Origin of the sequence: Stappia taiwanensis (genome assembly GCF_014635285.1) — a bacterium.
GTDB lineage: Bacteria > Pseudomonadota > Alphaproteobacteria > Rhizobiales > Stappiaceae > Stappia > Stappia taiwanensis.
In genome coordinates, this window is sequence record NZ_BMCR01000004.1 from 21,178 (window position 1) to 43,680 (window position 22,503).

Annotated in this window: 20 protein-coding genes; 14 read left to right on the plus strand and 6 right to left on the minus strand. The window is 66.0% G+C overall.

The window, feature by feature from the left end; translation table 11 throughout:
- Nucleotides 1-130: 130 nt before the first annotated feature.
- Nucleotides 131-1,309 carry a cystathionine beta-lyase gene (metC, locus tag IEV83_RS10895; RefSeq protein WP_181759215.1) on the plus strand — a complete coding sequence of 393 codons (1,179 nt, stop codon included), beginning with the start codon at nucleotides 131-133 and terminating at the stop codon, nucleotides 1,307-1,309.
- Between the two features lie 49 nt (nucleotides 1,310-1,358).
- On the opposite strand, the gene IEV83_RS10900 is transcribed toward metC, so the two are convergent.
- From IEV83_RS10900 to IEV83_RS20455, 4 genes are all read right to left on the minus strand, one after another.
- Nucleotides 1,359-1,676, minus strand: coding sequence for a lipid-A-disaccharide synthase N-terminal domain-containing protein (locus tag IEV83_RS10900; RefSeq protein ID WP_181759214.1), 318 nt, complete (start codon nucleotides 1,674-1,676; stop codon nucleotides 1,359-1,361).
- Nucleotides 1,677-1,679: 3 nt separating this feature from the next.
- Nucleotides 1,680-2,432, minus strand: a complete 753-nt coding sequence (locus IEV83_RS10905) for a glycosyltransferase family 2 protein (protein ID WP_181759256.1) — start codon at nucleotides 2,430-2,432, stop codon at nucleotides 1,680-1,682.
- Nucleotides 2,433-2,497: 65 nt separating this feature from the next.
- The gene (locus tag IEV83_RS10910) at nucleotides 2,498-3,442 is read right to left on the minus strand and encodes a phosphatase PAP2 family protein (RefSeq protein ID WP_181759213.1); all 945 of its coding nucleotides are present in this window, start codon (nucleotides 3,440-3,442) and stop codon (nucleotides 2,498-2,500) included.
- Complete coding sequence (locus tag IEV83_RS20455) at nucleotides 3,435-5,276, minus strand: ArnT family glycosyltransferase (protein ID WP_181759212.1); 1,842 nt, start codon at nucleotides 5,274-5,276, stop codon at nucleotides 3,435-3,437. The genes IEV83_RS10910 and IEV83_RS20455 overlap by 8 nt, the downstream gene beginning before the upstream one ends.
- Before the next feature lie 215 nt (nucleotides 5,277-5,491).
- Here IEV83_RS20455 and IEV83_RS10920 point away from each other — a divergent pair, with 215 nt between their 5' ends.
- The 6 genes from IEV83_RS10920 to IEV83_RS10945 all read left to right on the plus strand — a co-directional run bounded on the left by IEV83_RS10920 (nucleotide 5,492) and on the right by IEV83_RS10945 (nucleotide 12,609).
- A complete protein-coding gene (locus tag IEV83_RS10920; protein WP_181759211.1) occupies nucleotides 5,492-6,313 on the plus strand; it encodes a phosphodiesterase in 822 nt (273 codons plus the stop codon).
- A gap of 479 nt (nucleotides 6,314-6,792) precedes the next feature.
- Entirely contained in the window at nucleotides 6,793-7,416 is a 624-nt protein-coding gene (locus tag IEV83_RS10925) for a hypothetical protein (RefSeq protein WP_209003116.1), read from the plus strand.
- Nucleotides 7,417-7,704: 288 nt separating this feature from the next.
- Entirely contained in the window at nucleotides 7,705-9,153 is a 1,449-nt protein-coding gene (locus IEV83_RS10930; protein ID WP_308683734.1) for a cryptochrome/photolyase family protein, read from the plus strand.
- Between the two features lie 38 nt (nucleotides 9,154-9,191).
- A complete protein-coding gene (locus tag IEV83_RS10935) occupies nucleotides 9,192-10,496 on the plus strand; it encodes an NAD(P)/FAD-dependent oxidoreductase (RefSeq protein ID WP_181759208.1) in 1,305 nt (434 codons plus the stop codon).
- On the plus strand, nucleotides 10,493-11,347 hold the full coding sequence (locus IEV83_RS10940) for a DUF1365 domain-containing protein (protein ID WP_181759207.1): 855 nt from the start codon (nucleotides 10,493-10,495) through the stop codon (nucleotides 11,345-11,347). The genes IEV83_RS10935 and IEV83_RS10940 overlap by 4 nt, the downstream gene beginning before the upstream one ends.
- 32 nt (nucleotides 11,348-11,379) lie before the next feature.
- A complete protein-coding gene (locus IEV83_RS10945; RefSeq protein WP_181759206.1) occupies nucleotides 11,380-12,609 on the plus strand; it encodes an SAM-dependent methyltransferase in 1,230 nt (409 codons plus the stop codon).
- A 7-nt stretch (nucleotides 12,610-12,616) separates the two neighbouring features.
- Here IEV83_RS10945 and IEV83_RS10950 read toward each other — a convergent pair whose 3' ends face one another.
- Both IEV83_RS10950 and IEV83_RS10955 read right to left on the minus strand, forming a co-directional pair.
- A complete protein-coding gene (locus IEV83_RS10950) occupies nucleotides 12,617-13,444 on the minus strand; it encodes an SDR family NAD(P)-dependent oxidoreductase (protein ID WP_181759205.1) in 828 nt (275 codons plus the stop codon).
- 55 nt (nucleotides 13,445-13,499) lie between these two features.
- The gene (locus IEV83_RS10955) at nucleotides 13,500-14,165 is read right to left on the minus strand and encodes a ChrR family anti-sigma-E factor (protein WP_181759255.1); all 666 of its coding nucleotides are present in this window, start codon (nucleotides 14,163-14,165) and stop codon (nucleotides 13,500-13,502) included.
- 318 nt (nucleotides 14,166-14,483) lie between these two features.
- Here IEV83_RS10955 and IEV83_RS10960 point away from each other — a divergent pair, with 318 nt between their 5' ends.
- From IEV83_RS10960 to IEV83_RS10990, 7 genes are all read left to right on the plus strand, one after another.
- Nucleotides 14,484-15,524: a cysteine synthase A gene (locus IEV83_RS10960; RefSeq protein ID WP_181759204.1), complete on the plus strand. Its 1,041-nt coding sequence runs from the start codon at nucleotides 14,484-14,486 to the stop codon at nucleotides 15,522-15,524.
- A gap of 263 nt (nucleotides 15,525-15,787) precedes the next feature.
- Nucleotides 15,788-17,266, plus strand: a complete 1,479-nt coding sequence (gene cls / locus IEV83_RS10965; protein WP_181759203.1) for a cardiolipin synthase — start codon at nucleotides 15,788-15,790, stop codon at nucleotides 17,264-17,266.
- Between the two features lie 83 nt (nucleotides 17,267-17,349).
- A complete protein-coding gene (locus IEV83_RS10970) occupies nucleotides 17,350-18,063 on the plus strand; it encodes an alanyl-tRNA editing protein (protein ID WP_181759202.1) in 714 nt (237 codons plus the stop codon).
- Nucleotides 18,064-18,136: 73 nt separating this feature from the next.
- The gene (gene sseA, locus IEV83_RS10975) at nucleotides 18,137-18,979 is read left to right on the plus strand and encodes a 3-mercaptopyruvate sulfurtransferase (RefSeq protein ID WP_181759201.1); all 843 of its coding nucleotides are present in this window, start codon (nucleotides 18,137-18,139) and stop codon (nucleotides 18,977-18,979) included.
- 147 nt (nucleotides 18,980-19,126) lie between these two features.
- Nucleotides 19,127-20,797: a formate--tetrahydrofolate ligase gene (locus tag IEV83_RS10980; RefSeq protein ID WP_181759200.1), complete on the plus strand. Its 1,671-nt coding sequence runs from the start codon at nucleotides 19,127-19,129 to the stop codon at nucleotides 20,795-20,797.
- Nucleotides 20,798-21,010: 213 nt separating this feature from the next.
- Nucleotides 21,011-21,718 carry a cobalamin B12-binding domain-containing protein gene (locus IEV83_RS10985; protein ID WP_181759199.1) on the plus strand — a complete coding sequence of 236 codons (708 nt, stop codon included), beginning with the start codon at nucleotides 21,011-21,013 and terminating at the stop codon, nucleotides 21,716-21,718.
- Between the two features lie 33 nt (nucleotides 21,719-21,751).
- Nucleotides 21,752-22,408, plus strand: a complete 657-nt coding sequence (locus IEV83_RS10990) for a DUF1638 domain-containing protein (protein ID WP_181759198.1) — start codon at nucleotides 21,752-21,754, stop codon at nucleotides 22,406-22,408.
- The last annotated feature ends 95 nt before the right edge of the window (nucleotides 22,409-22,503 follow it).

Sequence of the window (22,503 nt, forward strand, 5' to 3'; positions counted from 1 at the left end):
TACGTCATCTCATGGATGCATTCGATGGCATTTATGGCTAAGGGTCAAGGGCCGACGCCCGGCAACACCGGAATTGCGAAAATTTTTTCGCACTCTGAAAATCCCAGAAAAGCAATTCAAAAGGGTGAATATGTCCGCCTCTGCCAAGAACAGCCCGCAAGGTCTCTCCACACGCCTGGCCCACGCGGGGCGTTCTCCCGAAGCGCATGATGGATTCGTCAACCCCCCGGTCGTTCATGCCTCTACGGTACTTTTCCCCGATACCGAAACGATGATTACGGGAAAACAGAAGTATCACTATGCCCGGCGCGGAAACCCGACGACGGATTCCCTGGAAGACGCCTTGTGCGAGCTGGAGGGCGCGACCGGCGTCAAGCTCGCCTCCTCCGGGCTGAACGCCATTTCGGTGGCGCTGTTGTCCTGCCTGTCCGCCGGCGATCACCTGCTCGTCACCGACAGCGCCTATGCGCCGACCCGGCATCTGTGCGAGACGACGCTACGCCGCCTCGGCATCGAGGTCGACTATTTCGACCCGACCATCGGCGCGGGGATCTCGGCCCTGTTCCGTCCGAACACGCGGGCGATCATGACCGAGGCGCCGGGCTCGCTCACCTTCGAAATGCAGGACATTCCCGCGATTGTCGCCGCCGCGCGAACGATCGACGCCTTCGTCTTGATGGACAACACCTGGGCCACCCCCTGCTTCTTCCGCCCGCTGGACCATGGGGTCGATCTGTCGATCCAGGCTGGCACGAAATACATCGTCGGCCATTCCGACGCGATGCTCGGCACGGTCGCTGCCGGCCCGCGCGCCTGGGACCGGCTGAACGAAACCCACGGTGCGCTCGGCATGCATGTGGCTCCGGACGACGTCTTCCTTGGCCTGCGCGGATTGCGCACCATGAAGGTCCGGCTCGACCGGCACATGGAGAGCGCCCTGACGGTGGCAAGCTGGCTGCAGCAGCGGCCAGAGGTGGCGCGGGTGCGCTATCCGGCCCTTGCCGGCGAACCCGGCCACGAGCTGTGGCGCCGCGACTTTACCGGCGCCTCCGGGCTCTTCGCCTTCGATTTTGTCGAGGGCACCAGCGACCAGGCCGCCCGCGCCTTCCTCGACGCGCTGACCCTCTTTGGGCTGGGCTATTCCTGGGGCGGGTTCGAGAGCCTCGCGATTCCCGTTCGGTTGAAGGGCGCGCGCAGCGCGACGCCGCTGCCCGAGGGCGGCCCGAGCATCCGGCTGCACATCGGCCTTGAGGATGTGGCGGATATCCAGACCGATCTTGAGGCAGGCTTTGCCGCCATGGGCGGCTAGGGCAAAAACACCGAAGGCGGCGCCGGGCTTTCCCGGCGCCGCGACCGCGTCAAAGGCTCGGATCCTGCCGCTTTTCGCGGAAGATCAGCCACAGATTGCGGAAATAGATGATCAGGCCGAGCCCCTGGCCGGCGATGAACACCGGGTCCTGCTGGCGGATCGAATAGATCAGCAGCAGGACGCCGCCGCCGATGGAAAAGAACCAGAAGGCGACCGGCACGATCGACTTCCCCACCCGCTCCGAGGCGATCCACTGCACCACGAAGCGCATCATGAACATCGCCTGGGCGATCAGACCGAGGATCACCCAGCCATCGAAGCGCTCGATGAACACCAGGTGCAGCCAGGCCAACAGATCTTGCAGCATGGTCTACTCCTTCGGCGCCGGGTTTGCCCCGCCGGCAATGGTGGAAACCTCGGGAATGACACGCCGGCGACGGCGCAGCCACCACACACCGTACAGATCGAGAATGCCGACCAGCGCCCGGTCGAAGATGCCGTATTTCGACTGACCGTGGCGGCGATGCCGGTCGACGATGTCCACATGCACCACGCCATAGCCCTCGCGCAGCACCAGCGCCGGAAGGAACCGGTGCCAGCTATCGAAATAGGGCAGTGCCTGGAACACATGGCGGCGCAGCGCCTTCAGCCCGCAGCCTGAATCCCGGGTCTGGTCGGCCAGCAGCCAACCGCGCAGGCCATTGGCAAAGCGCGAGGCGATCCGCTTCGGCCCGCTGGCCTTGCGCCCCACCCGCTGGCCGGCGGCCAGGCCAACGCCCTCACCCGCCCCTTCCAGGGCTTCCAGCAGTGCCGGGATATAGGCCGGATCGTTCTCGCCGTCGCCGTCGATGGTGACGACGATGGCGCCGCGTGCATGGCTGAGGCCCGTGCGCACCGAGCAGCTCTGACCGCTGGAGCGGGCGTGCCGGAAAGCGCGCAGCACCGGGCGTTCCAACGCCCGTGCCCGCAGCATCTCGTCGCTGCCATCGCTCGACCCGTCGTCGATGACGATGATCTCGAAGCTGCGCCCGGCGAGCGCCGCCTCGATCTCGTCGAGCAGTTCCGGCAGGTTATCCCGTTCGTCCTTGGCCGGGACGATCACCGAAACCTCCGGATCGGGCATTGCGGGCGATGACGCGGTCCGCGCCCCCGATGCGCTGTCAGTCGGTGTCTGTGTCATTGTGTCTGTCATGTATCCTGCGCGGACGGACCGGCGGTGCCGTGTTCCGTTCCGGTTTTGTAAAAGCTGCGCTTGCCGGTCAGCACATGCCACAGGGCAATGATGGACCGGCGCGCCGTGGCGCCGCCGATTTGCGGGCGCAGCGCCCCCGCCTCCGACAACACGAAGCCGATCCGCCGATGCGCCATCCAGCGCGCGCCGACAACGGCGACACTGACGCCCAGCAGCGTCCCGGCGATCACGTCGCTCGGATAGTGAGCACCGACCATGATCCGGCTGAAGGCGATCCAGAAGCCGCAGACGATGATCAGCCAGCGGTAGCTGGGGAAGATCAGCGCCAGCGAGGCCGCCAGCGCGGCAATCGTGGTCGAATGCCCGGAGGGGAAGCTGGTGTACGCGCCGTTCAGCGCGAAAAAGTCGAAATGCACCGGCCCGACCTCCTGATAGAGTTTCGGCCGGGCCCGGCCAAGGCTCCATTTCAGCACCAGCACGATGATCCCGCTGGCGCTGACGACGGCGAAGATATAGGCGCAATAGGTCCAGATCGTGGTCATCACCATCCGCACCCGCCAGGTCATTCGCTGCCAGTCCAGAGCCAGGCTCGCCAGGCAGAAGATCCCGGTGGTCCACAGGATCCAGTGCCCCTTGCCGATGTCGGTAATGGCGGCGAAGGCGTTGCGATACTCCGGCGGCAACGAGCGCAGCCAGGGGTAGGTCGGAATATCGAGGATGATCACGGCGATGCCGACGGTCAGAAGCAGGATCGCCAGCACATCCTGCGGCCGGTGCCCGGGCGGCAGGGGCGCCGGCTCGGCGGCAACCCGCCGGGCGCGGCCACGGACAAGCTGTCGGAGCTCCAGGGCGTTGGCCCATGCCCGGTCGAACAGCCTGCGCAGGCCGTGGGTTTGCCCGTCAGGGGCGGTTTCGGGGCCCGAGGTCGGCAGGCTAGTCATTCGCAGGCTCCGTCACGTTCGGTGAATTCGGCGGTGTCTCTTGCGTTGTGGCAGGGGCGGGCTCTGAGGGGCTCAGCCCATCCGCCCCGGGCGCGGTGGCAGCCGGGCTGGCCGGAAGCGAAGGAGCGGCAGGCGGGCTCACCCGGTAAACACCGATATCCAGCGTCTTGCCGCCGTTGATGTTGAGGCCGCGCACCCGGTCCGTGCTGACCTCCTGCGGCGCACCGCCCTCCTTCAGCGCCTCCAGGAAGCGCTCTTCGCCGTGACTTTCCACCACTGCGACGCGGCAGGCCCCGGCCGGAGCCTCCAGAAGATGGGCGGCGGCGGCTTCCGCCGTGGTCAGCAGGGTGTCCGTTCCCTGCAGGAACACGTAGCTCGGCTCGTTGAACCCGGCGCTGGCCACCTGCGGGTTGGGACAGGCCGCGACCCGGTCGGCGGCTTCCGCCAGCCGTGGGCTGATCCAGATCGGCGACAGGGCCGGCATGGTGAAGCCCCAGGTGGCGACGATCATCAGGAAGGCCCCGGCCATGGCTCCCGGCAGGGCCGACACCGCCGCTCCGGCGTAGAGACGATGGGCGGCGGCAAGCCCCGGGATCAGCGCCAGGGCGGCGAGGATTGCTCCTGGAGGCGACGGCCATGTGCCGAGGTAGATTGGCGCCACCACATTGGCGAGCGCGACACCCACCAGCGGCAGGGTAAAGAGCGCAGCCGCACCCCAACGCCAGGCGCGGCCCGGGGCGGCCTCGGCTTCGGCCAGCAGGCCCGCGGCGAGGATCGCCAGCGCCGGCAGCAGCGGCATGGTGTAATGCGGCAGCTTGGTGGCGGTCAGTTCGAAGATCACCCAGGTCGGCAGCACCCACGCGAGCAGAAACAGGGTCATCGGCGTGCGCCAGGAGCGCAGCACGCCCGGCAGCGCCAGGAGCAGAAACGCCGGCAATGGCCAGAAGCTGGCAAGCGCGGCGGCCAGATGGGTAAGCGGCGGCGCGCCATGGCTTTCCTGCCCGGTCGCCACCTTGCCCAGGAGATCCTTGCCCACCGCCTCGGCGAAAAAGGCCCCTTCGGTCTGAAGGTAGATGGCAACGAACCACGGCGCGACGATCAGCACGAAGGCGGCAAGCCCCCGCGCCGGGTAGAGCGCCTTCAGCCAGCCGGCCTCACGCTTGACGGCACATAGTGCGGCTATGGTCAGGCCCAGTACCATCGGCGCCACCGGTCCCTTGACCAGAACAGCAACGGCGAGCGCGACCCAGAACAGCGCGGCCATCAGCGGATGGCGGCGTTCGGCGCGGTCGAGCCAGATCCGGGCGAGCGCGCCCTGTCCGGCGAGAATGGTGGCGAGCAGCACCGCATCGGTCTTGGCCAGCCGCGCCTCGACCCCCAGAAGCAGCGCCGAGGCGACGAGCATGCCGGCGACGAAGGCGGCGCGCGGGCCGGTGAACGCCCGGGCGACCCAGTAGGTCAGCAGCACCGAGAGCATGGCCCCCAGCAACGAGGGCAACCGGTAGACCCAGATCGGCGCATCGGCGCCCAGGCCGCTTGCCTCGACGGCTGCCGCCTGCAGCCAGTAGATGCCGATGGGTTTCTTGTGCCGGGCTTCGTCCTGAAAGCGGATGTCGATGAAATCGCGGCTTTCGACCATCTGCTTGCTGGCCTGGGCAAAGCGCGGCTCATCCCGGTCGAGCGGCGGCACCTGCATCAGCCCGGGCGCGAACAGCGCCAGCGACAGCACCACCAGAATCAGCGGCGCGAGACCGCGATGTCCGAGAAGGCGCAGCCAGGGCGCACGCGCATTGTCGAAATTCCCCGGCTGCCGCCGTGCCACTTGTTCGTTCATCGTCCGACCGTTGCTCCGACCGTTGGGGCCTTCGCCCCCCGCGCGCTTCCTACATGAGCCCGGCGCAAAGGGAAACCTCTGCAAGCCGTTTCTCTGTCGCGAGCTTGGCCGTTTACCCAGCCGCGCGTTGCCTGCGGGCGAAGGCGATTGCCCGCCAGGGCGGATCATGCTCTAGACGGTTGCGGGAGACAGCCTTTCGTCAATGGAGAGCGTGAATGACCGTCATCGCCCAGATCAGCGATTTGCACATCCGGCCTCGGGGGCTGGCCTGCTACCGGGTCAGCGAGACCAACATGCTGGCCGAGCGGGCGATGTCCGCGCTCAACCGGCTCGATCCGCAGCCGGATGCGATTATCGTCACCGGCGATCTGGCGGACATGCCCGATGCGCGCGAATACGCCGGAGTGCAGCGCCTGCTCGCCAGTCTCAAGGCGCCGGTCTACGTGCTTCCGGGCAACCATGATTCCACCGCGATGATGCGCGAGCGGCTCACCGGCGTCGGCCCCATCGGCGAGGGCACGGCGGACAAGATGCACTATGCGGTGACGGTCGGCGACGTGCGGCTGATCGCCCTCGACAGTTCCGTGCCGGGTGCCGCCCATGGCGAGTTGGGGCCCGATCAGCTTGACTGGCTCGACCGGACCCTTGGCGCGGACACCACCCCGACCCTGGTCGCGGTGCATCATCCGCCCAAGAGCCTGGGCATCGAGCACATGGACCAAATCGGCCTGCAAGACGGCGAGGCGTTCGCCGAGGTTGTCGCCCGCCACCCGCATGTGGCGCGGATCCTGTGCGGCCATGTGCACCGGACGATCATTGCCGAGGTCGGCGGCCGGGTGATGACGCTGGCGCCGAGCACCGGCCATCAGGTCGCGCTCGCATTCGGCGACGACGCGCCGGCCCATTTCATCATGGAACCGCCGGGCTATTTCCTGCACCGTTTCACGGAGCAGTCGGGCGTCATCAGCCATCTGGCCTTTGTCGAGCCCTTCCCCGGCCCCTATCCGTTCTTCGCCGACGAAGGCGTCGACTGGTAGGCGGCACCCGCCCGCGCGCCGCCCCGTTCAAAGGACCGCGGCGCGCGGTGCTTACGGCGTGAATTTCTGCGGAATTCTCGCCTTTGGGTGGCGTTGAAAAAATACCGCACGCAATCGAAATCACTCTTCATCACAAAAAAGTGAGAGCGTTCGGCGCATGTTTTTGCCGCAGCCTCGCCACATTTTCGCCACCATCAAAACACCCAAGCGATCAAGACGTTACCCCTCAAAAACACCCCCACATGAAGAATTCACCAACATTTTATTCCGATTTTTGTGATTCAAATTACGGTTCCGTCAGGATGTTTGAGGGAGCATAATCGACGAAACTTCTAGAATGACGGCATCAACGTCACCAGATATTAATTGTTTCGACATTCTGGCGATTACTGGCCAAAGAGCTGGAATCGCAATGCCTTGGGAGGCGACGAATGTTTGGTATTGCATCACGTGCAGTTGGCACGGCCCTGGCTGTTGGCTTGACCGCGTTGGTCTTCGCCAGCACCGGCATTGCGGCCGAAGTGACCAAGGAAGCGAGAGCGAGCAAGGGCGATCGCGAGACCTTCGTTTTGCCGGAGGATCGCCTGTCCGTAACCCTTGGCACCCCATCGGGATTTGGCGCCGGGTCCGATACCGGCGACGCCGGCGACTACGCCATCTGGGTCGGCGAAGTGGAGATCAATGGCCGCAAGACGGTCTGGGTCGAGTTGATCGACGATCATGGCGAAGTCATCTACGACAGCGAAGTCGCGCATAACGAGACCCATCTTTTGCCGGACGGTCGCGCGGTTGTCGTGCGCGCCCTGACGGATCCGGACAACGAGACGGTTCACGTCGCCAAGACGGACCAGTCGCGGGTCGCTCCGGACGCGCGTCTCGTGGTCACCCGCCGGGTGGTGGACGATCCGTCCCTGAAGACCGCCATCGAGTTCATCGAACAGACCCCGCGTGAAGACGTTCAGCCGCAGCGCGAGCCGACGGCGATGATGAAGATCGCAGCCTTCGGCGAGATGGTCTGGGAGCGGATCGTTGCCAGCCTTAGCGCTGCCCGCGACAGCGTGATGGTCGCCTGGGCCTGGATTACCCAGCCGTTCCGGGCCTGACCACCGCCCTCGTCTTTTCGAGCCTCCTCCTTCGTGCTGCGGACCCAGCCGGCCCGCAGCCTTTTTTTGCGGTCCCGTGCGCCTGCCCGCGGTCGTCCGCGTCTTGCCCGGTCCTGCGTCAATTGCCGGCTCCTCCTTCATCATCTCGCAAGCCGCCTTGCTGAGCCTTCCCGCATCCTGCACCTTCGTGGCTGGCCTTTTGTCGGCGCATGATGCTGTGGGCGATGATCCAGCCGCTCGATCCGCGCGTAGACGATCAAGACCGCAACAGCCAATCATTTGAGGACGATGATGGACAACGCCACCACCGCCCCTGCCCTGCTCTGGTTCCGCAACGACCTGCGCCTTGACGACAACCCCGCCCTCACGGCGGCGGTGGAGAGCGGACGGCCGATCCTGGCCGTTCATGTCGAGGACAGCGGCACGGATGGGCGGCGCATGCCCGGCGGCGCGTCGCGCTGGTGGCTGCATCATTCACTCGCGTCCCTGAAAGAGTCCCTCGCGGAGCTTGGCATACCGCTCGTGCTGCGCCGGGGGCCAGAGGCCGATGTGCTGCGCGATCTGGCGAAGGAATTCGGTGCGGGCGCGATCTTCTGGAACCGCCGCTACGATGCGCCGGGCATTGCCGCCGACAGCGATCTGAAGGCCAGCCTTCGTGCCCGGGATATCGCCTGCGAGAGCTTCAACGGCGCGCTCCTGATCGAACCCTGGCGGGTGCGCAGCGGCAGCGGCGGACCGTTCAAGGTCTTCACGCCGTTCTGGCGCGCCGCGCAAGCAGCCGGCGCGCCGCCGCACCCTCTCAACGCCCCGACCAAAGCCATCGGCCACCCGGCCCCGCCGGCCTCCGACCGGCTGGAGGATTGGGACCTGCTGCCGACCCGCCCGGACTGGTCGGGGGGCTTGCGCGACACCTGGCAGCCGGGCGAAGCCTCCGCACGCCAGGCGCTTTCCCGCTTCATCGGCGAACGGCTTGCCGGCTATGCCGACAATCGCGATCAGCCGGGCCGCAACGGCACCTCGATGCTGTCGCCGCATCTGCGCTTTGGCGAGATTTCGCCGCGCCGCATCTGGCATGAGGTGTGCGCCGCCGGCATCGAGGGCGAGGCGCTGACGAAGTTCCAGGCGGAACTGGGCTGGCGCGAGTTCTCCTATCACCTGCTGTTTCATTTCCCCGATCTGGCGACGCGCAACTTTCAGCGGCGCTTCGACGCCTTCCCCTGGCGGGAAGACCCGGCCGGGCTCAAGGCGTGGCAGCGCGGGCGCACCGGCTACCCGCTGGTGGATGCCGGCATGCGCCAGCTCTGGCAGACCGGTACCTTGCACAACCGGGTGCGGATGGTCGCCGCCTCGTTTCTGGTCAAGCACCTGCTGCTCGACTGGCGTCTGGGTGAAGCCTGGTTCTGGGACACGCTGGTCGATGCCGACCCGGCCAGCAACACAGCGAGCTGGCAATGGGTCGCCGGCTCGGGCGCCGATGCCGCGCCCTATTTCCGCATCTTCAATCCCACGGCCCAGGGCGAGCGCTTCGATGGCGATGGCGCCTACACCCGGCAGTGGCTTCCGGAACTTGCCAAGCTGCCGGACCGCTACCTGTTCCGCCCCCACGAGGCACCGTCCGAAGTGCTCGCCGAGGCCGGGATTCGGCTGGGCGACACCTACCCCCTTCCCATTGTCGAGCATGCCAAGGCGCGCCAGCGGGCACTCGATGCATTCGAGACCCTCAAGAGCGCTGCCTAACCGCAGAAGAAAGAACGAAGGACAGGACAGGACACGACATGCGCATCGCCGTCATCGGATCGGGAATTGCCGGCAACAGCGCCGCCTGGGCGCTGAGCGGACGCCATGAGGTGGTGCTTTACGAAAAGCGCGCCCGGGCGGGAGGTCACAGCGCCACGGTCGATATCGACCATGGCGGCACTCCGCTTTCGGTGGACACCGGGTTCATTGTCTACAACGAGTTGAACTATCCGAACCTGACGGCGCTGTTCGACCATCTCGGCGTGCGCACCCAGGCCAGCAACATGAGCTTTTCCTTTTCCCTCGACCGGGGCGTGCTGGAGTGGTCGGGCGTCAGTCTCGACACGATCTTCGGCCAGCGGCGCAACGTGGCCTCGCCCCGCTTTTTGTGGATGCTGCGCGAGATCCTGCGCTTCAACAAGCAGGCGGTCGCCGATCGCGGGGCCGGCGGTCTCGGCAATCTCACCTTGCGCGACTATCTCGACCGTCGCGGCTTCTCGCGCAGCTTCGCCAGCGACTATCTGCTGCCGATGGGCTCGGCGATCTGGTCGAGCCCGCCTGCCGACATCCTGTCCTTTCCGGCGGAGAATTTCGTCGCCTTCTTCGAGAACCACCGGCTGGTGAACACCGACCGGCCCGTCTGGCGCACTGTCTCCGGCGGCAGCCGCGCTTACGTGGAGCGGCTGATCTCACCGCTGAAGGATCGCATGCGCCTTGCCACCCCGGTTCGGCAGATCCGCAGGTCCGGCGGCAAGGTGCATGTCACCGACGAGCGCGGCCATGAGGATGTCTTCGATCATGTGATCCTCGCCGCCCATACCGACCAGAGCCTTGCCATGCTGGCCGATGCCAGCCCGGCGGAGCGCGAGATCCTCGGCGCGATCCGCTACCGGCCCAACCGGGTGTATCTGCACCGCGACCCGGAGCTGATGCCCAGGCGCCGCAAGGTCTGGGCCTCATGGAACTATCTCGCCTCCAGCGATCCGGGCGCCGCCTACCGCGATGCCTCGGTGAGCTACTGGATGAACCGGCTGCAGAACCTGCCGCAGGACAAGCCGGTGTTCGTCACGCTCAACCCGCTGGAGCGCCCCCGCGAAGCGCTCACCTTCGGCAGCTACACCTTCGATCATCCGCAGTTCGACAAGGAGGCCATCGCAGCGCAAGGCGCGCTTGATCGCATCCAGGGTGCCCGCAACACCTGGTTCTGCGGTGCCTGGTGCGGCCTCGGTTTCCATGAGGACGGGCTGAAGGCCGGCCTGTCGGTGGCCGATGCGCTCGGCGGCGAGATCCCCTGGCGGATCACCGAGGAGGGCATCGCCCGCACGGCAGAGGCGGCGGAATGACCCGCACCCGAACGCGCGACAGGCCCGCCACCACCCGCGCGGCCAATGGGCCGCCGCCGATGGCTGCCGCAACGCTCTATCCCGGACAGGTGTTCCATGCCCGGCTGGGGGCGGTGCCGCACCGGTTCGCCTACCGGGTGTTCACTCTGCTGATCGACCTCGACCGGCTCGACGAAGCGGACCGGCTGTCGCAGCTTTTTTCCGTTGGCCGCAGCAATCTGATGAGTTTTCACGCCCGGGACCATGGCCCCCGCGATGGATCGCCGCTGCGGCCCCATGTGGACCGACTGCTGGCCGCCCATGGGCTGACGGAGCGAGCGGAGCGAGTGCTGCTTCTGTGTTATCCGCGCATTGCCGGCTATGTCTTCAACCCGCTATCGGTCTATTTCGCCTATGACCGGGACGGTGCACTTGCCGCGCTGATCTACGAGGTGCGCAACACCTTCGGCGAGATGCACAGCTATGTGGAGCCTGTGCGGGCCGGGCAGACGGGCCCGGAAGGGGTCCGCCAGCAGCGACGCAAGACTTTCTACGTCTCGCCCTTCCTCGACATGAAACACCGTTACAACTTTCACGTGCTCCCGCCGGGCACGGCCGTGCGGCTGCGCATTTTGCAAAGCGATGCGCATGGTCCGGCACTGGCGGCGGCCTTTTCCGGGGCCCGACAAGAGCTTTGCAGCCGTACCATCCTGTCACTTTGCTTGAAAATTCCGCTGATGACACTCAAAGTAACAGGCGGCATCCATTGGGAAGCCATGAAGCTCTGGTTGAAAGGCGCGCCGTTTCATTCGCCGGCGAAACGCCCGCGAGCCGACGTGCATCGCCATGTGTCATCTCCTGAGGGTCGCTAGGCCGGCCCCGGCGGTCTGACGAGGTGTGCTCCATGTCGTCTGCAATGCTCCTCACTCCCGACAATGCCCGGCAGGCCCTCGCCGGCCTGCCCCGGCTGGGCAAGCTCAGCCTGCGGGTTGCCATGGGCCTGCGTCACGGCTCGCTCGACATCACGACGCCGGAGGGCCGGCGCTATCTGGTGCGCGGCGCCGAGCCGGGCCCGGCGGCGGATGTCACCATTCATTCCTGGCGGTTTGCCCGGCGCCTGATCAGCGGTGCCGATGTCGGCGTCGGCGAAGCCTATATGGCCGGCGAGTGGACCAGCACCGACGTCACCACCTTCCTGGAGCTGTTCTGCATCAACCGGGATGCGACCGCCGATCTTCTGCGCGGCACCCGGGTCTATCGGATGATGATCCGCCTGCGGCACTGGCTCAACCGCAACACCCGTTCCGGCTCGCGGCGCAACATCTCCTCCCACTACGATCTGGGCAATGATTTCTACCGGGAATGGCTCGACCCCTCGATGACCTATTCCTCCGCCCTGTTCGAGGGCGGCATCAACGATCTGGAACAGGCGCAGCGGCGCAAATACCATTCGCTGGTGGCTGAAACGGACATTCGCCCCAATCATCATGTGCTGGAAATCGGCTGTGGCTGGGGCGGGTTCGCCGAATATGTCGCCCGCGAGGTCGGCGCACGGGTGACCGCGCTGACCATCTCGCGCGAACAATACGACTTTGCCTGCCAGCGGATGCAGGACAACGGCCTGGCGGAAAAGGTCGAGATCAAGCTCCAGGACTATCGCGACGAGACAAGGCAATACGACCGGATCGCGTCCATCGAGATGTTCGAGGCGGTCGGCGAAAGCTACTGGCAGACCTATTTCCGGCAATTGTCCACCTGCCTGAAGGCGGGTGGCCGAGCCGGTCTGCAGATCATCACCATTCAGGACCGGTTCTTCGAGGACTACCGCAAGACGCCGGACTTCATCCAGCGGCACGTCTTTCCCGGCGGCATGCTGCCGCCCCCCGGAGCGCTGGCGGCGCTGGGCAACCACACCGGTCTGGAACTGGCGGCGCAGAAGATCTTCGGCCATGACTATGCCCGCACGCTGGAGGTCTGGCGCCAGCGTTTCCGCGATGCCTGGCCGCGCATCCGCCCGCTCGGCTTCGATGAGCGGTTCAAGCGGCTCTGGGAGTTCTACTTCCACTATTGCGAAGCGGGCTTTCGCTCCGGAAACATCGACGTCCGACAGATGATCTATGTGAAGGCGCCCTGAGGGAACCCTAACCGCTGCGCTCGCCGATCGTCTTGCCGCGCCAGCCGGTGGCGCGGGAGACAAGCGCGAAGTAGAGCCGATAGGGCAAGAGCCGCAGCAGCTTCAGTTGGAAAACGAAGCGCCGGGGAAAGGCGATTTCGAAGCTTCGGCCCCGGGTCACCCCGGCCTCAATACGCTCCGCCGCCGCCTCCACCGCCATCAGATGCGGCATTGGAAACGGGTTCTTGCGGGTTGCCGGGGTGTCGACGAAGCCCGGCGAGATCACCTGGATTGCGATGCCCAGCCGGTCGAGATCGAACTTCAGGGATTCGCCCAGATTGATCAGCCCGGCCTTGGTCGCGCCATAGGCAGCGGAGGTCGGCAAGCCGCGATAGCCGGCGACCGAGGCGACAAGGGCAATCCGCCCGCGCCGGCGCGGCCGCATCGCCGCGATGACCGGCACCAGCGTGTTGACCGTGCCGCCGAGATTGACCGCGAAGGAGGTATGGAACGGCTCGACCGAAAGCCTCGTGCCATCCACCGGCAGATAGACCCCGGCGTTGAGCACCGCGAGCGCGATCGGCCCGGCCTCGGCCTCGATCCGGCGCACCAGTTCGGCCATGGCCTCCGGCTCGGTCACATCGCCGGGAAAGGGCAGGATCGCGCCGGCATGATCGGCCGCTTCCAGCGCCAGCCGCTCCAATTCCTCAGCCGACCGGGCGGTCGCGGCGACCTGCCAGCCGCTGGCGGCCAGCCGCAGGGCCAGCGCCCGGCCGATGCCCGAGCTTGCGCCGGTGACAAAGGCAGTGCCGTCCGTCGGCGACAGGGGCAGATGCAGCGGGGATTTCTCGGCCATGGTGCTTGCGCGCTCCCGCGTGTTCTGGCGTCAGCGGCAAGGCCTCCGGCCGGGATCAGCCGCGCATGAAGGGGGCGAACAGCCGCCCGATCGGCCCGGTCAGACGCAGCGCGCCTTCGGTCACCGCGAAGCAGATGCAATCCTCGTCCTCATCGGCGACCGGGCGGTGATCGACCTCGTCATCCGCATAGGCGATGTCGCCGCGCACGTAATGTCCGTGCTGATCGCGAAAGCCGCCCTCCAGCACCAGCGTCAACTCGGTGCCGTGGTGGGTGTGGGTCGGCATCGCCTGGCCGGCGCGGATCCACAGCAGGCTGGCCTTGCAGCCATCGATCTCGCCCATTCGATATTCACGCAAACCGGGGAGAAGGGTTTTCCAGGGTAACTCGGGGATATCCTTGCCGATGTAATCGTAAAGCGGGGCCGGCAGCCGGGTTTTCGCGGCTGGACGGGGGACGGGCGCCGGTTCCGGTGCCGGTGCCGGTGCCGGATCGGTGCCCAGCGCGAAGATTGCCGCAAGCCGGGCATCCCGGTCGCTAATCGCCACCGGTTCCAGATCCTCAAGTATCTGACCGCCGGCGGCCTCCAGATCGCGCACGAAGGCGCGACTGTCGGTCGACAGGTCGAGATGACAGCGCACCAGCACCCGGGCCGGCTCCGCCAGGCTGCCAGCGACATATCCCGCCAGCAACGCATCCACCTGTTGCCTGTCCTCTTCCATTGCCGTCACTGCTCTTGTTCCCGCGCTCATTCCAGTTGCCGCATGTCGGTCCAGCCGGGACCGGAACGGTTTGTCAGTCATACGCAGCGACAGTCATACCAGATCATCGCCAGAACGCCTGAAGGTAAATTAGGCAAGCGCGTTGGAATCATCATCCAATTTTTCGAAAAATTGCGCAGAAGATTTTCAATTCTGCCCTGCAGACGCAAAGCGTTTCGGCTTGATGCACCTTTCTGCTGCCCCTAGGCTCGATCCCCAAACGCACAACGCCCGCGCGCACCGTGCCCCTTCCCCGTTCCTATGAAAGCGACCTGACCCATGAGCATCAAGATGTCGGTAGTCGAGGCCATCGGCAACACGCCCCTCATCCGGCTGAACCGCGCTTCCGAGCTGACCGGATGCGAGATCTACGGCAAGGCAGAGTTCATGAACCCGGGCCAGTCGGTCAAGGACCGGGCGGCGCTGTTCATCATCCGCGATGCCATCGAGCGCGGCACCTTGCGCCCGGGCGGCGTGATCGTCGAGGGCACGGCGGGCAACACCGGCATCGGCCTGGCGCTGGTCGGCAACGCGCTCGGCTTCCGCTCGGTGATCGTCATTCCCGAAACCCAGAGCCAGGAAAAGAAGGACATGCTGCGGCTCGCCGGCGCGGAGCTGGTGGAAGTCCCGGCGGTGCCCTATCGCAATCCGAACAACTACGTGAAGGTCTCCGGACGGCTGGCCGAGCAACTGGCCAAAACCGAGGAAAACGGTGCCATCTGGGCCAACCAGTTCGACAACACCGCCAACCGGCGCGCCCATATCGAGACCACCGGCCCGGAAATCTTCGACCAGACCGACGGCAAGGTCGACGGCTTCATCTGTGCGGTCGGCTCCGGCGGCACCCTGGCCGGGGTTGGCATGGCCCTGAAGGAGCGCAACCCGGCGATCAAGATCGGCATCGCCGACCCGATGGGCGCCGCGCTTTACAACTACTACGCCCATGGCGAGCTGAAGGCGGAAGGTTCGTCGATTTCCGAAGGCATCGGCCAGGGACGGATCACCGCCAATCTGGAAGATGCGCCGGTGGATCTTGCCTATCAGATCCCCGACGAGGAAGCGCTGCCGGTGGTGTTCGATCTGCTGGAGCACGAGGGGCTGTGCATGGGCGCCTCCACCGGCGTCAATGTGGCCGGCGCGATCCGCATGGCCCGGGATCTCGGCCCCGGCCACACCATCGTGACGATCCTGTGCGACTATGGCACCCGCTACCAGTCCAAGCTGTTCAATCCGGAGTTCCTGCGCTCCAAGGCACTGCCCGTGCCCGGCTGGCTGGAGCGGCGGAGCAACATCTCCGTTCCCTTCGAGACGGTGGACTGACTGACCGCCCGCGCCGGGCTGTCCGCTGCAGGATAGCCGGCGCAACGATCTCCGCTTCGGAAATTCGGCAACCTCAGCTATAACTTGGGTCAGATGAAACCTGTGCCTGTCGCTTTCGTTGCGGCAGGCACGGACCGGAAAAGCCCTTGTGACAATAGCCATTTCGACCGCCAGAGCGCGCCCTCATCCCTTGACGCTTCCCCAAGCCCGGACAGGCGATGGCCGGGCGTTTTGCCTCTCCCGCCGTAGCCGGAGCCCTGCCCATGCCGACTGATCCTGGCATCGAGCTGGCGGCGCGCGACGTCGGCTTCGTCGAGATGCTGATGGCGAACCTGCCGATCATCGCCGCCCTCACCCTGGCGCTCTATACGCTCGCCGCCGTCTGCGCGGTCCGCGAGGTGCTGTATTCGCGCACCTCGCAAGGCTCGATCGCCTGGCTGCTGTCGCTGTTGTTCCTGCCCTTCCCCACCGGGTTTCTCTATCTGGTGTTCGGCTGGAAGCGGTTCGAGGAATATGCCGAGATCCACGCCTATGCCGGCCGCGAGACCCGCGCTGCCCGGGCGCGGGAAATGCATCTCGCCGACATGACCACCAGCACAAGCTGGCCGGTGCTGACCCGGATCGCCCAGATCCCGTTCCTTGCCGGCAACACCGCCGATCTTCTGATCGACGGCCCGGACACCTTCACCTCCATTCTGGAGGGGATCTCGGCCGCGCGGCGCGAGGTGCTGGTGCAGTTCTTCATCATCCGCGACGATGAGCTTGGCAACCAGCTTGCCGATTGCCTGATCGAACGGGCCAGCGCCGGCGTGCCAATCCGCCTGCTGTACGACGATGTCGGCAGCAAGAGCCTGTCCCGGCGCTACATCCGCCGGCTGGTCGAGGCCGGGGTCAAGGTCTCCGCCTTCAACGAGCGGCACAAACTGCTGCGTATGACCGGCCCGATGCGGCTCAACTACCGCAATCACCGCAAGATCGTCGTGGTCGACGGCGAGACGGCCTGGGTCGGCGGCCACAATGTCGGCGATGAATATGTCGGTCGCTCCCCCGCCTTCGGTCACTGGCGCGACACCCATGTCAAGGTCCACGGCCCGGCAGCGATCGCCTGCGCCCTGGCCTTTTGCGAGGACTGGCACTGGGCGACCGGCGCGCCGATGACCCCATACCTGCCCGATCCGGTGCCGCAGCCGGGCGATGAGCCGGTGCTGGTGATGCCGACCGGACCGGCGGACACGTTCGAGGATTGCGCCATCGCCTTTTCCGAGGTGATCGCCAGGGCGCGCAAGCGACTGTGGATCGTCAGCCCTTATTTCGTGCCTGAAGAGAGCATGCAGACCGCGCTGCTGGCCGCGGCGATGCGCGGGGTGGATATCCGCATCCTGTTGCCGGAGAAGGCCGACCACCGGCTGGTGTGGCTGGCCAGCTATGCCCATGCGGACGACATGGTCGCTCAAGGCATCAAGGTCTACCGCTACAAGGCCGGCTTCCTGCACCAGAAGGTCATTCTCGTCGATGACGAGATCGCCGGCATCGGCACGGTGAATTTCGACGCCCGCTCCTTCCGCATCAATTTCGAGATCACCCTGTGGTTCACCCATCAGCGGACCATCGCGGCGGTGGATGCCATGCTGGCGCGCGACTTTGCCGAGGCCCGGGCGACCACCCGCTCGGACCTGTCGTCGCGGTCCTACGCCTTCCGCCTTGTGGCTCAGGCAGCGCGGCTGTTCTCGCCAATCCTGTGAGCGGGGACGCGCGCAACGGTTGATTGGCCGCAACGATCGGCTAGGCTTGCCGGCGCTATCAGGAATCGCATGCGAGGATGCCCATGACCGATCTGCTGTTTCGCGAAGATGCCTACCTGCGCAGTTGCGAGGCGGTCGTAAGCGGCGTCAACGACCGGGGCGGGCTCCTGCTCGACCGCACGGTGTTCTATGCCACCGGCGGCGGCCAGCCGGGCGACAGCGGCCATCTGGAGCTGGAGGACGGGACGGAAATCCCGCTGGCAACCACCGTCTATGACGCGGAACGCCGGATCGTCCATGTGCCGGCGGACGGGGCAAGCCTGCCCGAGCCGGGCATGCGGGTGACCGCCCACCTGGACTGGACGCGCCGCTACCGGCTGATGCGGGTGCACACCGCGCTTCATCTTCTGTCGGTCGTCCTGCCCTTCCCCGTCACCGGCGGCCAGATTTCCGAGGGCGAAGGACGGCTCGATTTCGACATCCCCGAAGCGACCCTCGACAAGGAGGAGATCGCGGCGAAGGTCAACGAGATCGCAGCCGGCGACCATGCGGTCACCAGCGAGTGGATCACCGATGAAGAGCTCCTTGCCAAGCCGGATCTGGTCAAGACCATGAGCGTCAAGCCGCCGATGGGCAGCGGCAAGGTGCGGCTGGTGCGGATCGGCACCGACATCGACCTTCAGCCCTGCGGCGGCACCCATGTCAGCCGCACCTCGGAAATCGGCCCGCTCGAGGTCACCAAGATCGAGAAGAAGGGCCGGCAGAACCGCCGGGTGCGCATCCGCCTGGCCGATTGACCGTTTGTCGTCCACGGCGGAGACCGCCACTTCCTTTCCCGTTCACACGTCCCCTAGCTTGCGAGTTCAGATCATGGCCACTTCCCCGCTCGTTTCCACCGATTGGCTCGCCGCCCGGCTGTCCTCCCCGGACGTGGTGGTCGTCAATGCCTGGCTGCCGCCGGTCGGCCAGCCCGACGCCCAGCCGGAATACGCGCAAGAGCATATTCCCGGCGCGATCTTCTTCGACGTCAACGCGCTCAGCGACCAGGCCAGCGACCTGCCGCACATGCTGCCGCCGGCGCATGTGTTTTCCTCAATGATGCGCAAGCTGGGCATCGGCGATGGCCAGACCATCGTCGTCTATGACGGCATGGGGCTCTATTCCGCCGCCCGCGTGTGGTGGACCTTCCGCGCGATGGGCGTGGAGCGGGTGCATGTGCTCAATGGCGGCCTGCCGAAGTGGAAGGCCGAGGGGCACCCGCTAGAGGATCTGCCGCCGGTGCCGCGCGGCGAGCGCCATTTCTCCGCCCGTCTCGACAATTCGCTGGTGGCCGATCTGGAGAAGGTCCGCCGTGCGCTGGCAAGCGGCGCCCAGGTGCTCGACGCACGTTCGCGTGGCCGCTTCTCCGGCGAGGAAGCGGAACCACGCGCCGGCCTCAAGTCCGGCCACATGCCCGGCGCCCGCAACCTGCCCTTCACCGAGTTGCTGGAGGGCGGTTGCCTGCGCCCGGCGGCCGAACTGGCGGCGGCCTTCGACGCCACCGGTATCGATCGGGGCAAGCCGGTGATCACCACCTGCGGTTCCGGCGTCACCGCCGCGATCCTGTCGCTGGCGCTGGCGGAGGCCGGGCAGGCCAAGGCACCGGTCTATGACGGCTCCTGGAGCGAATGGGGCGCGCATCCGGACACCGAAGTCGTCCAGGGCGACGCCTGACGTCGATTGTGGAACGAGCGCACGTCGCAATTTCTACACAACGCAGGGGGCGGCTCTTCTAGCCTCCCCTCAAGCCCGACAACGAGCCGCGACAGGCTCGGCCAGACCTGAGGCGCGAAGACCCCGGGCGCAGGAGGAAACGGTTTCATGGCGAGTGACATTGAAATTGCACGTGCGGCCAAGATGCGGCCGATCACCGAGATCGGCGCGAAGCTGGATATTCCGCCGGAGGCGCTGGAAAGCTACGGTTCGACCAAGGCCAAGGTCAAATCCTCCTTCATCGCCGGACTGAACGGCCGGCCCGACGGCAAGCTGATCCTCGTCACCGCGATCAACCCGACATCGGCCGGCGAAGGCAAGACCACCACCACCGTGGGCCTTGGCGACGGGCTCAACCGGATCGGCAAGCGGGCAGCCATGTGCCTGCGCGAACCCTCGCTCGGCCCCTGTTTCGGCATGAAGGGGGGCGCCGCCGGCGGCGGCCATGCCCAGGTCGTGCCGATGGAGGACATCAACCTCCATTTCACCGGCGATTTTCATGCGATTACCTCCGCGCATAACCTCCTGTCGGCGCTGATCGACAACCACATCTACTGGGGCAACACGCTGGAGATCGACGTGCGCCGGGTGACCTGGCGCCGGGTCATGGACATGAACGACCGGTCCTTGCGGGAAATCGTCTCCTCGCTCGGCGGTGTCGCCAATGGCTTCCCGCGCGAGGCCGGCTTCGACATCACCGTTGCCTCGGAAATCATGGCGATCCTCTGCCTTGCCACCGATCTCGCCGATCTGCAGGAGCGGCTCGGCAACATCATCATCGGCTATCGCCGCGACCGCTCCGCCATCACCGCCCGTGACCTTGAGGCGGATGGGGCGATGACAGTTCTTCTCAAGGAGGCGATGCAGCCCAATCTGGTGCAGACGCTGGAAAACAACCCCGCCTTCATCCATGGCGGCCCGTTCGCCAACATCGCCCATGGCTGTAACTCGGTGATCGCCACCCGGACCGCGCTGAAACTGGCCGATTACGTGGTGACCGAGGCCGGCTTCGGCGCCGATCTCGGCGCGGAGAAATTCTTCGATATCAAGTGCCGCAAGGCGGGGCTTTCGCCGGCGGCCGCGGTGATCGTCGCCACCATCCGTGCGCTGAAGATGAACGGCGGCGTGGGCAAGGACGAATTGGGCGAGGAGAACGTCGAGGCGCTGAAGAAGGGCTGCGCCAACCTTGGCCGGCACATCGAGAACGTCAAGCAATTCGGCGTACCGGTGGTGGTCGCCATCAATCACTTTGTCACCGACACCGACGCCGAGGTCGAGGCGATCAAGGCCTATGCCGCCGAGCAGGGCGTGGAGGCAGTCCTCTGCCAGCACTGGGCCAAGGGATCGGAGGGCACCGAGGAACTTGCGCGCAAGGTCGTGGAACTGGTGGAGCATGACAGCGCGCAATTCGCCCCGCTCTACGAGGACGACATGCCGCTGTTCGCCAAGATCCAGACCGTGGCGCGGCGGATCTACCGGGCCGACGACGTTGCCGCTGACAAGTCGGTGCGCGACCAGTTGCACAAGTGGGAGGCGGACGGGTTCGGCCACCTGCCGGTGTGCATGGCCAAGACCCAGTATTCCTTCTCCACCGACCCGAACCTGCGCGGCGCGCCGACCGGGCATATGGTGCCGGTGCGCGAAGTGCGCCTGTCCGCCGGCGCCGGCTTCATCGTCGTCATCTGCGGTGAGATCATGACCATGCCGGGCCTGCCGAAGGTGCCCTCGGCCAACCACATCCGCCTCGACGCCGATGGGCAGATCGAAGGGCTGTTCTGACGCGAGCGCCCTTCCCCACATGTGCCCTTGAAAACGGTCGGCCCCCGCCGGCCGTTTTTCGTTTTACCGCTGCGCAGGGACCCAGCCCCCTTCCCCGCGCGGCCATCTGTCGCTCCCGCGACCGCGCATGTCGCATTGAAGACACCGGCGCGGCGCGGCTGGCCGCACAGTATTCGGGTAAGACCTCGCCCCTCGTGCTTGTGGAGCCCGTTGATGTCGGAAGAAGACGATCTCGATCTTGCGTCGCTTTCGGACGAAGAACTTGTCGAGCAGATGCATGACGACCTTTACGACGGTCTCAAGGACGAGATCTGCGAAGGGGTCAACATCCTGCTGGAGCGCGGCTGGACCCCATACAAGGTCCTGACCGATGCCCTGGTGGAGGGCATGCGGATCGTCGGCGTCGACTTCCGCGACGGGATCCTGTTCGTTCCCGAAGTGCTGATGTCGGCCAATGCGATGAAGGCCGGCATGGGCATCCTGCGGCCACTGCTGGCGGAAACCGGCGCCCCGAAGATGGGCAAGATGGTGATCGGCACCGTGAAGGGCGACATCCACGACATCGGCAAGAACCTGGTGTCGATGATGATGGAAGGCGCCGGTTTCGAGGTGATCGACATCGGCATCAACAACCCGGTCGAGAACTACCTGGCGGCGCTGGAAGAGCACAAGCCGGACATTCTCGGCATGTCGGCTCTCCTTACGACGACCATGCCCTATATGAAGGTGGTGATCGACGCGATGGTCGAGAAGGGCATCCGCGACGACTACATCGTCATGGTCGGCGGCGCACCGCTGAACGAGGAGTTCGGCCAGGCGGTCGGCGCCGACGCCTATGGGCGCGATGCGGCGGTCACGGTGGAGATGGCCAAGGACCTGATCGCGCGCAAGCACAACCAGCTGGCGGCGCGCACAGGGTAGGCATCACAGGGTAAGCATCACGGGGTAAGCGCCATGCCTGTCACGGCAACCCATGCGGCGGACATCCGGGGCACCGGACTGGCCCCGCATGTGGGCGTGCCCGCCCGCCCCGAAAAGGTGCTGGTGATCGCCTGCGGCGCGCTCGCCAACGAGGTGCTGGCCATCACCCGCCAGCACGGGCTCAGCCATGTGGCGCTGCAATGCCTGCCCGCGCAGCTGCACAACCGGCCGGAGAAGATCCCCGAGGCGGTCCGCCGGGCGATCCACGTCGCCCGCGCCCAGTATGCGCGCATTCTCATCGGCTATGGCGATTGCGGCACCGGCGGTCTGCTCGACAAGGTTCTGGCCGAGGAAGGGGTGGAGCGGATCGAGGGTGCCCATTGCTACGCCTTCTTTACCGGCATCGACGGGTTCGAGGCGGAGATGGACCGGGAGCCGGGCACCTTCTACCTCACCGATTTTCTTGCCCGGCATTTCGACACGCTGGTCATCCGCCCGCTTGGCCTCGACACCCGGCCGGAGTTGCGCGACGCCTATTTCGGCAATTACACCCGGCTGATGTATCTGGAACAAAGCGGCGATGCCGTGCTGCGGGAGAAGGCACAGGCGGCAGCACGCCGGCTCGGGCTTTCCTATGCCCACCGGGTCACCGGCTATGGGCTGCTGGAAGAGATGCTGCGCGGCGCCTGAGCGCCGCCAAGACCGCAAACAGCCAACTTCCGATTGCCTGTACTCAAGTCTTCGTGAGCGAAGATCACGGGGCCGGCACCGAACACGCGCGCCTA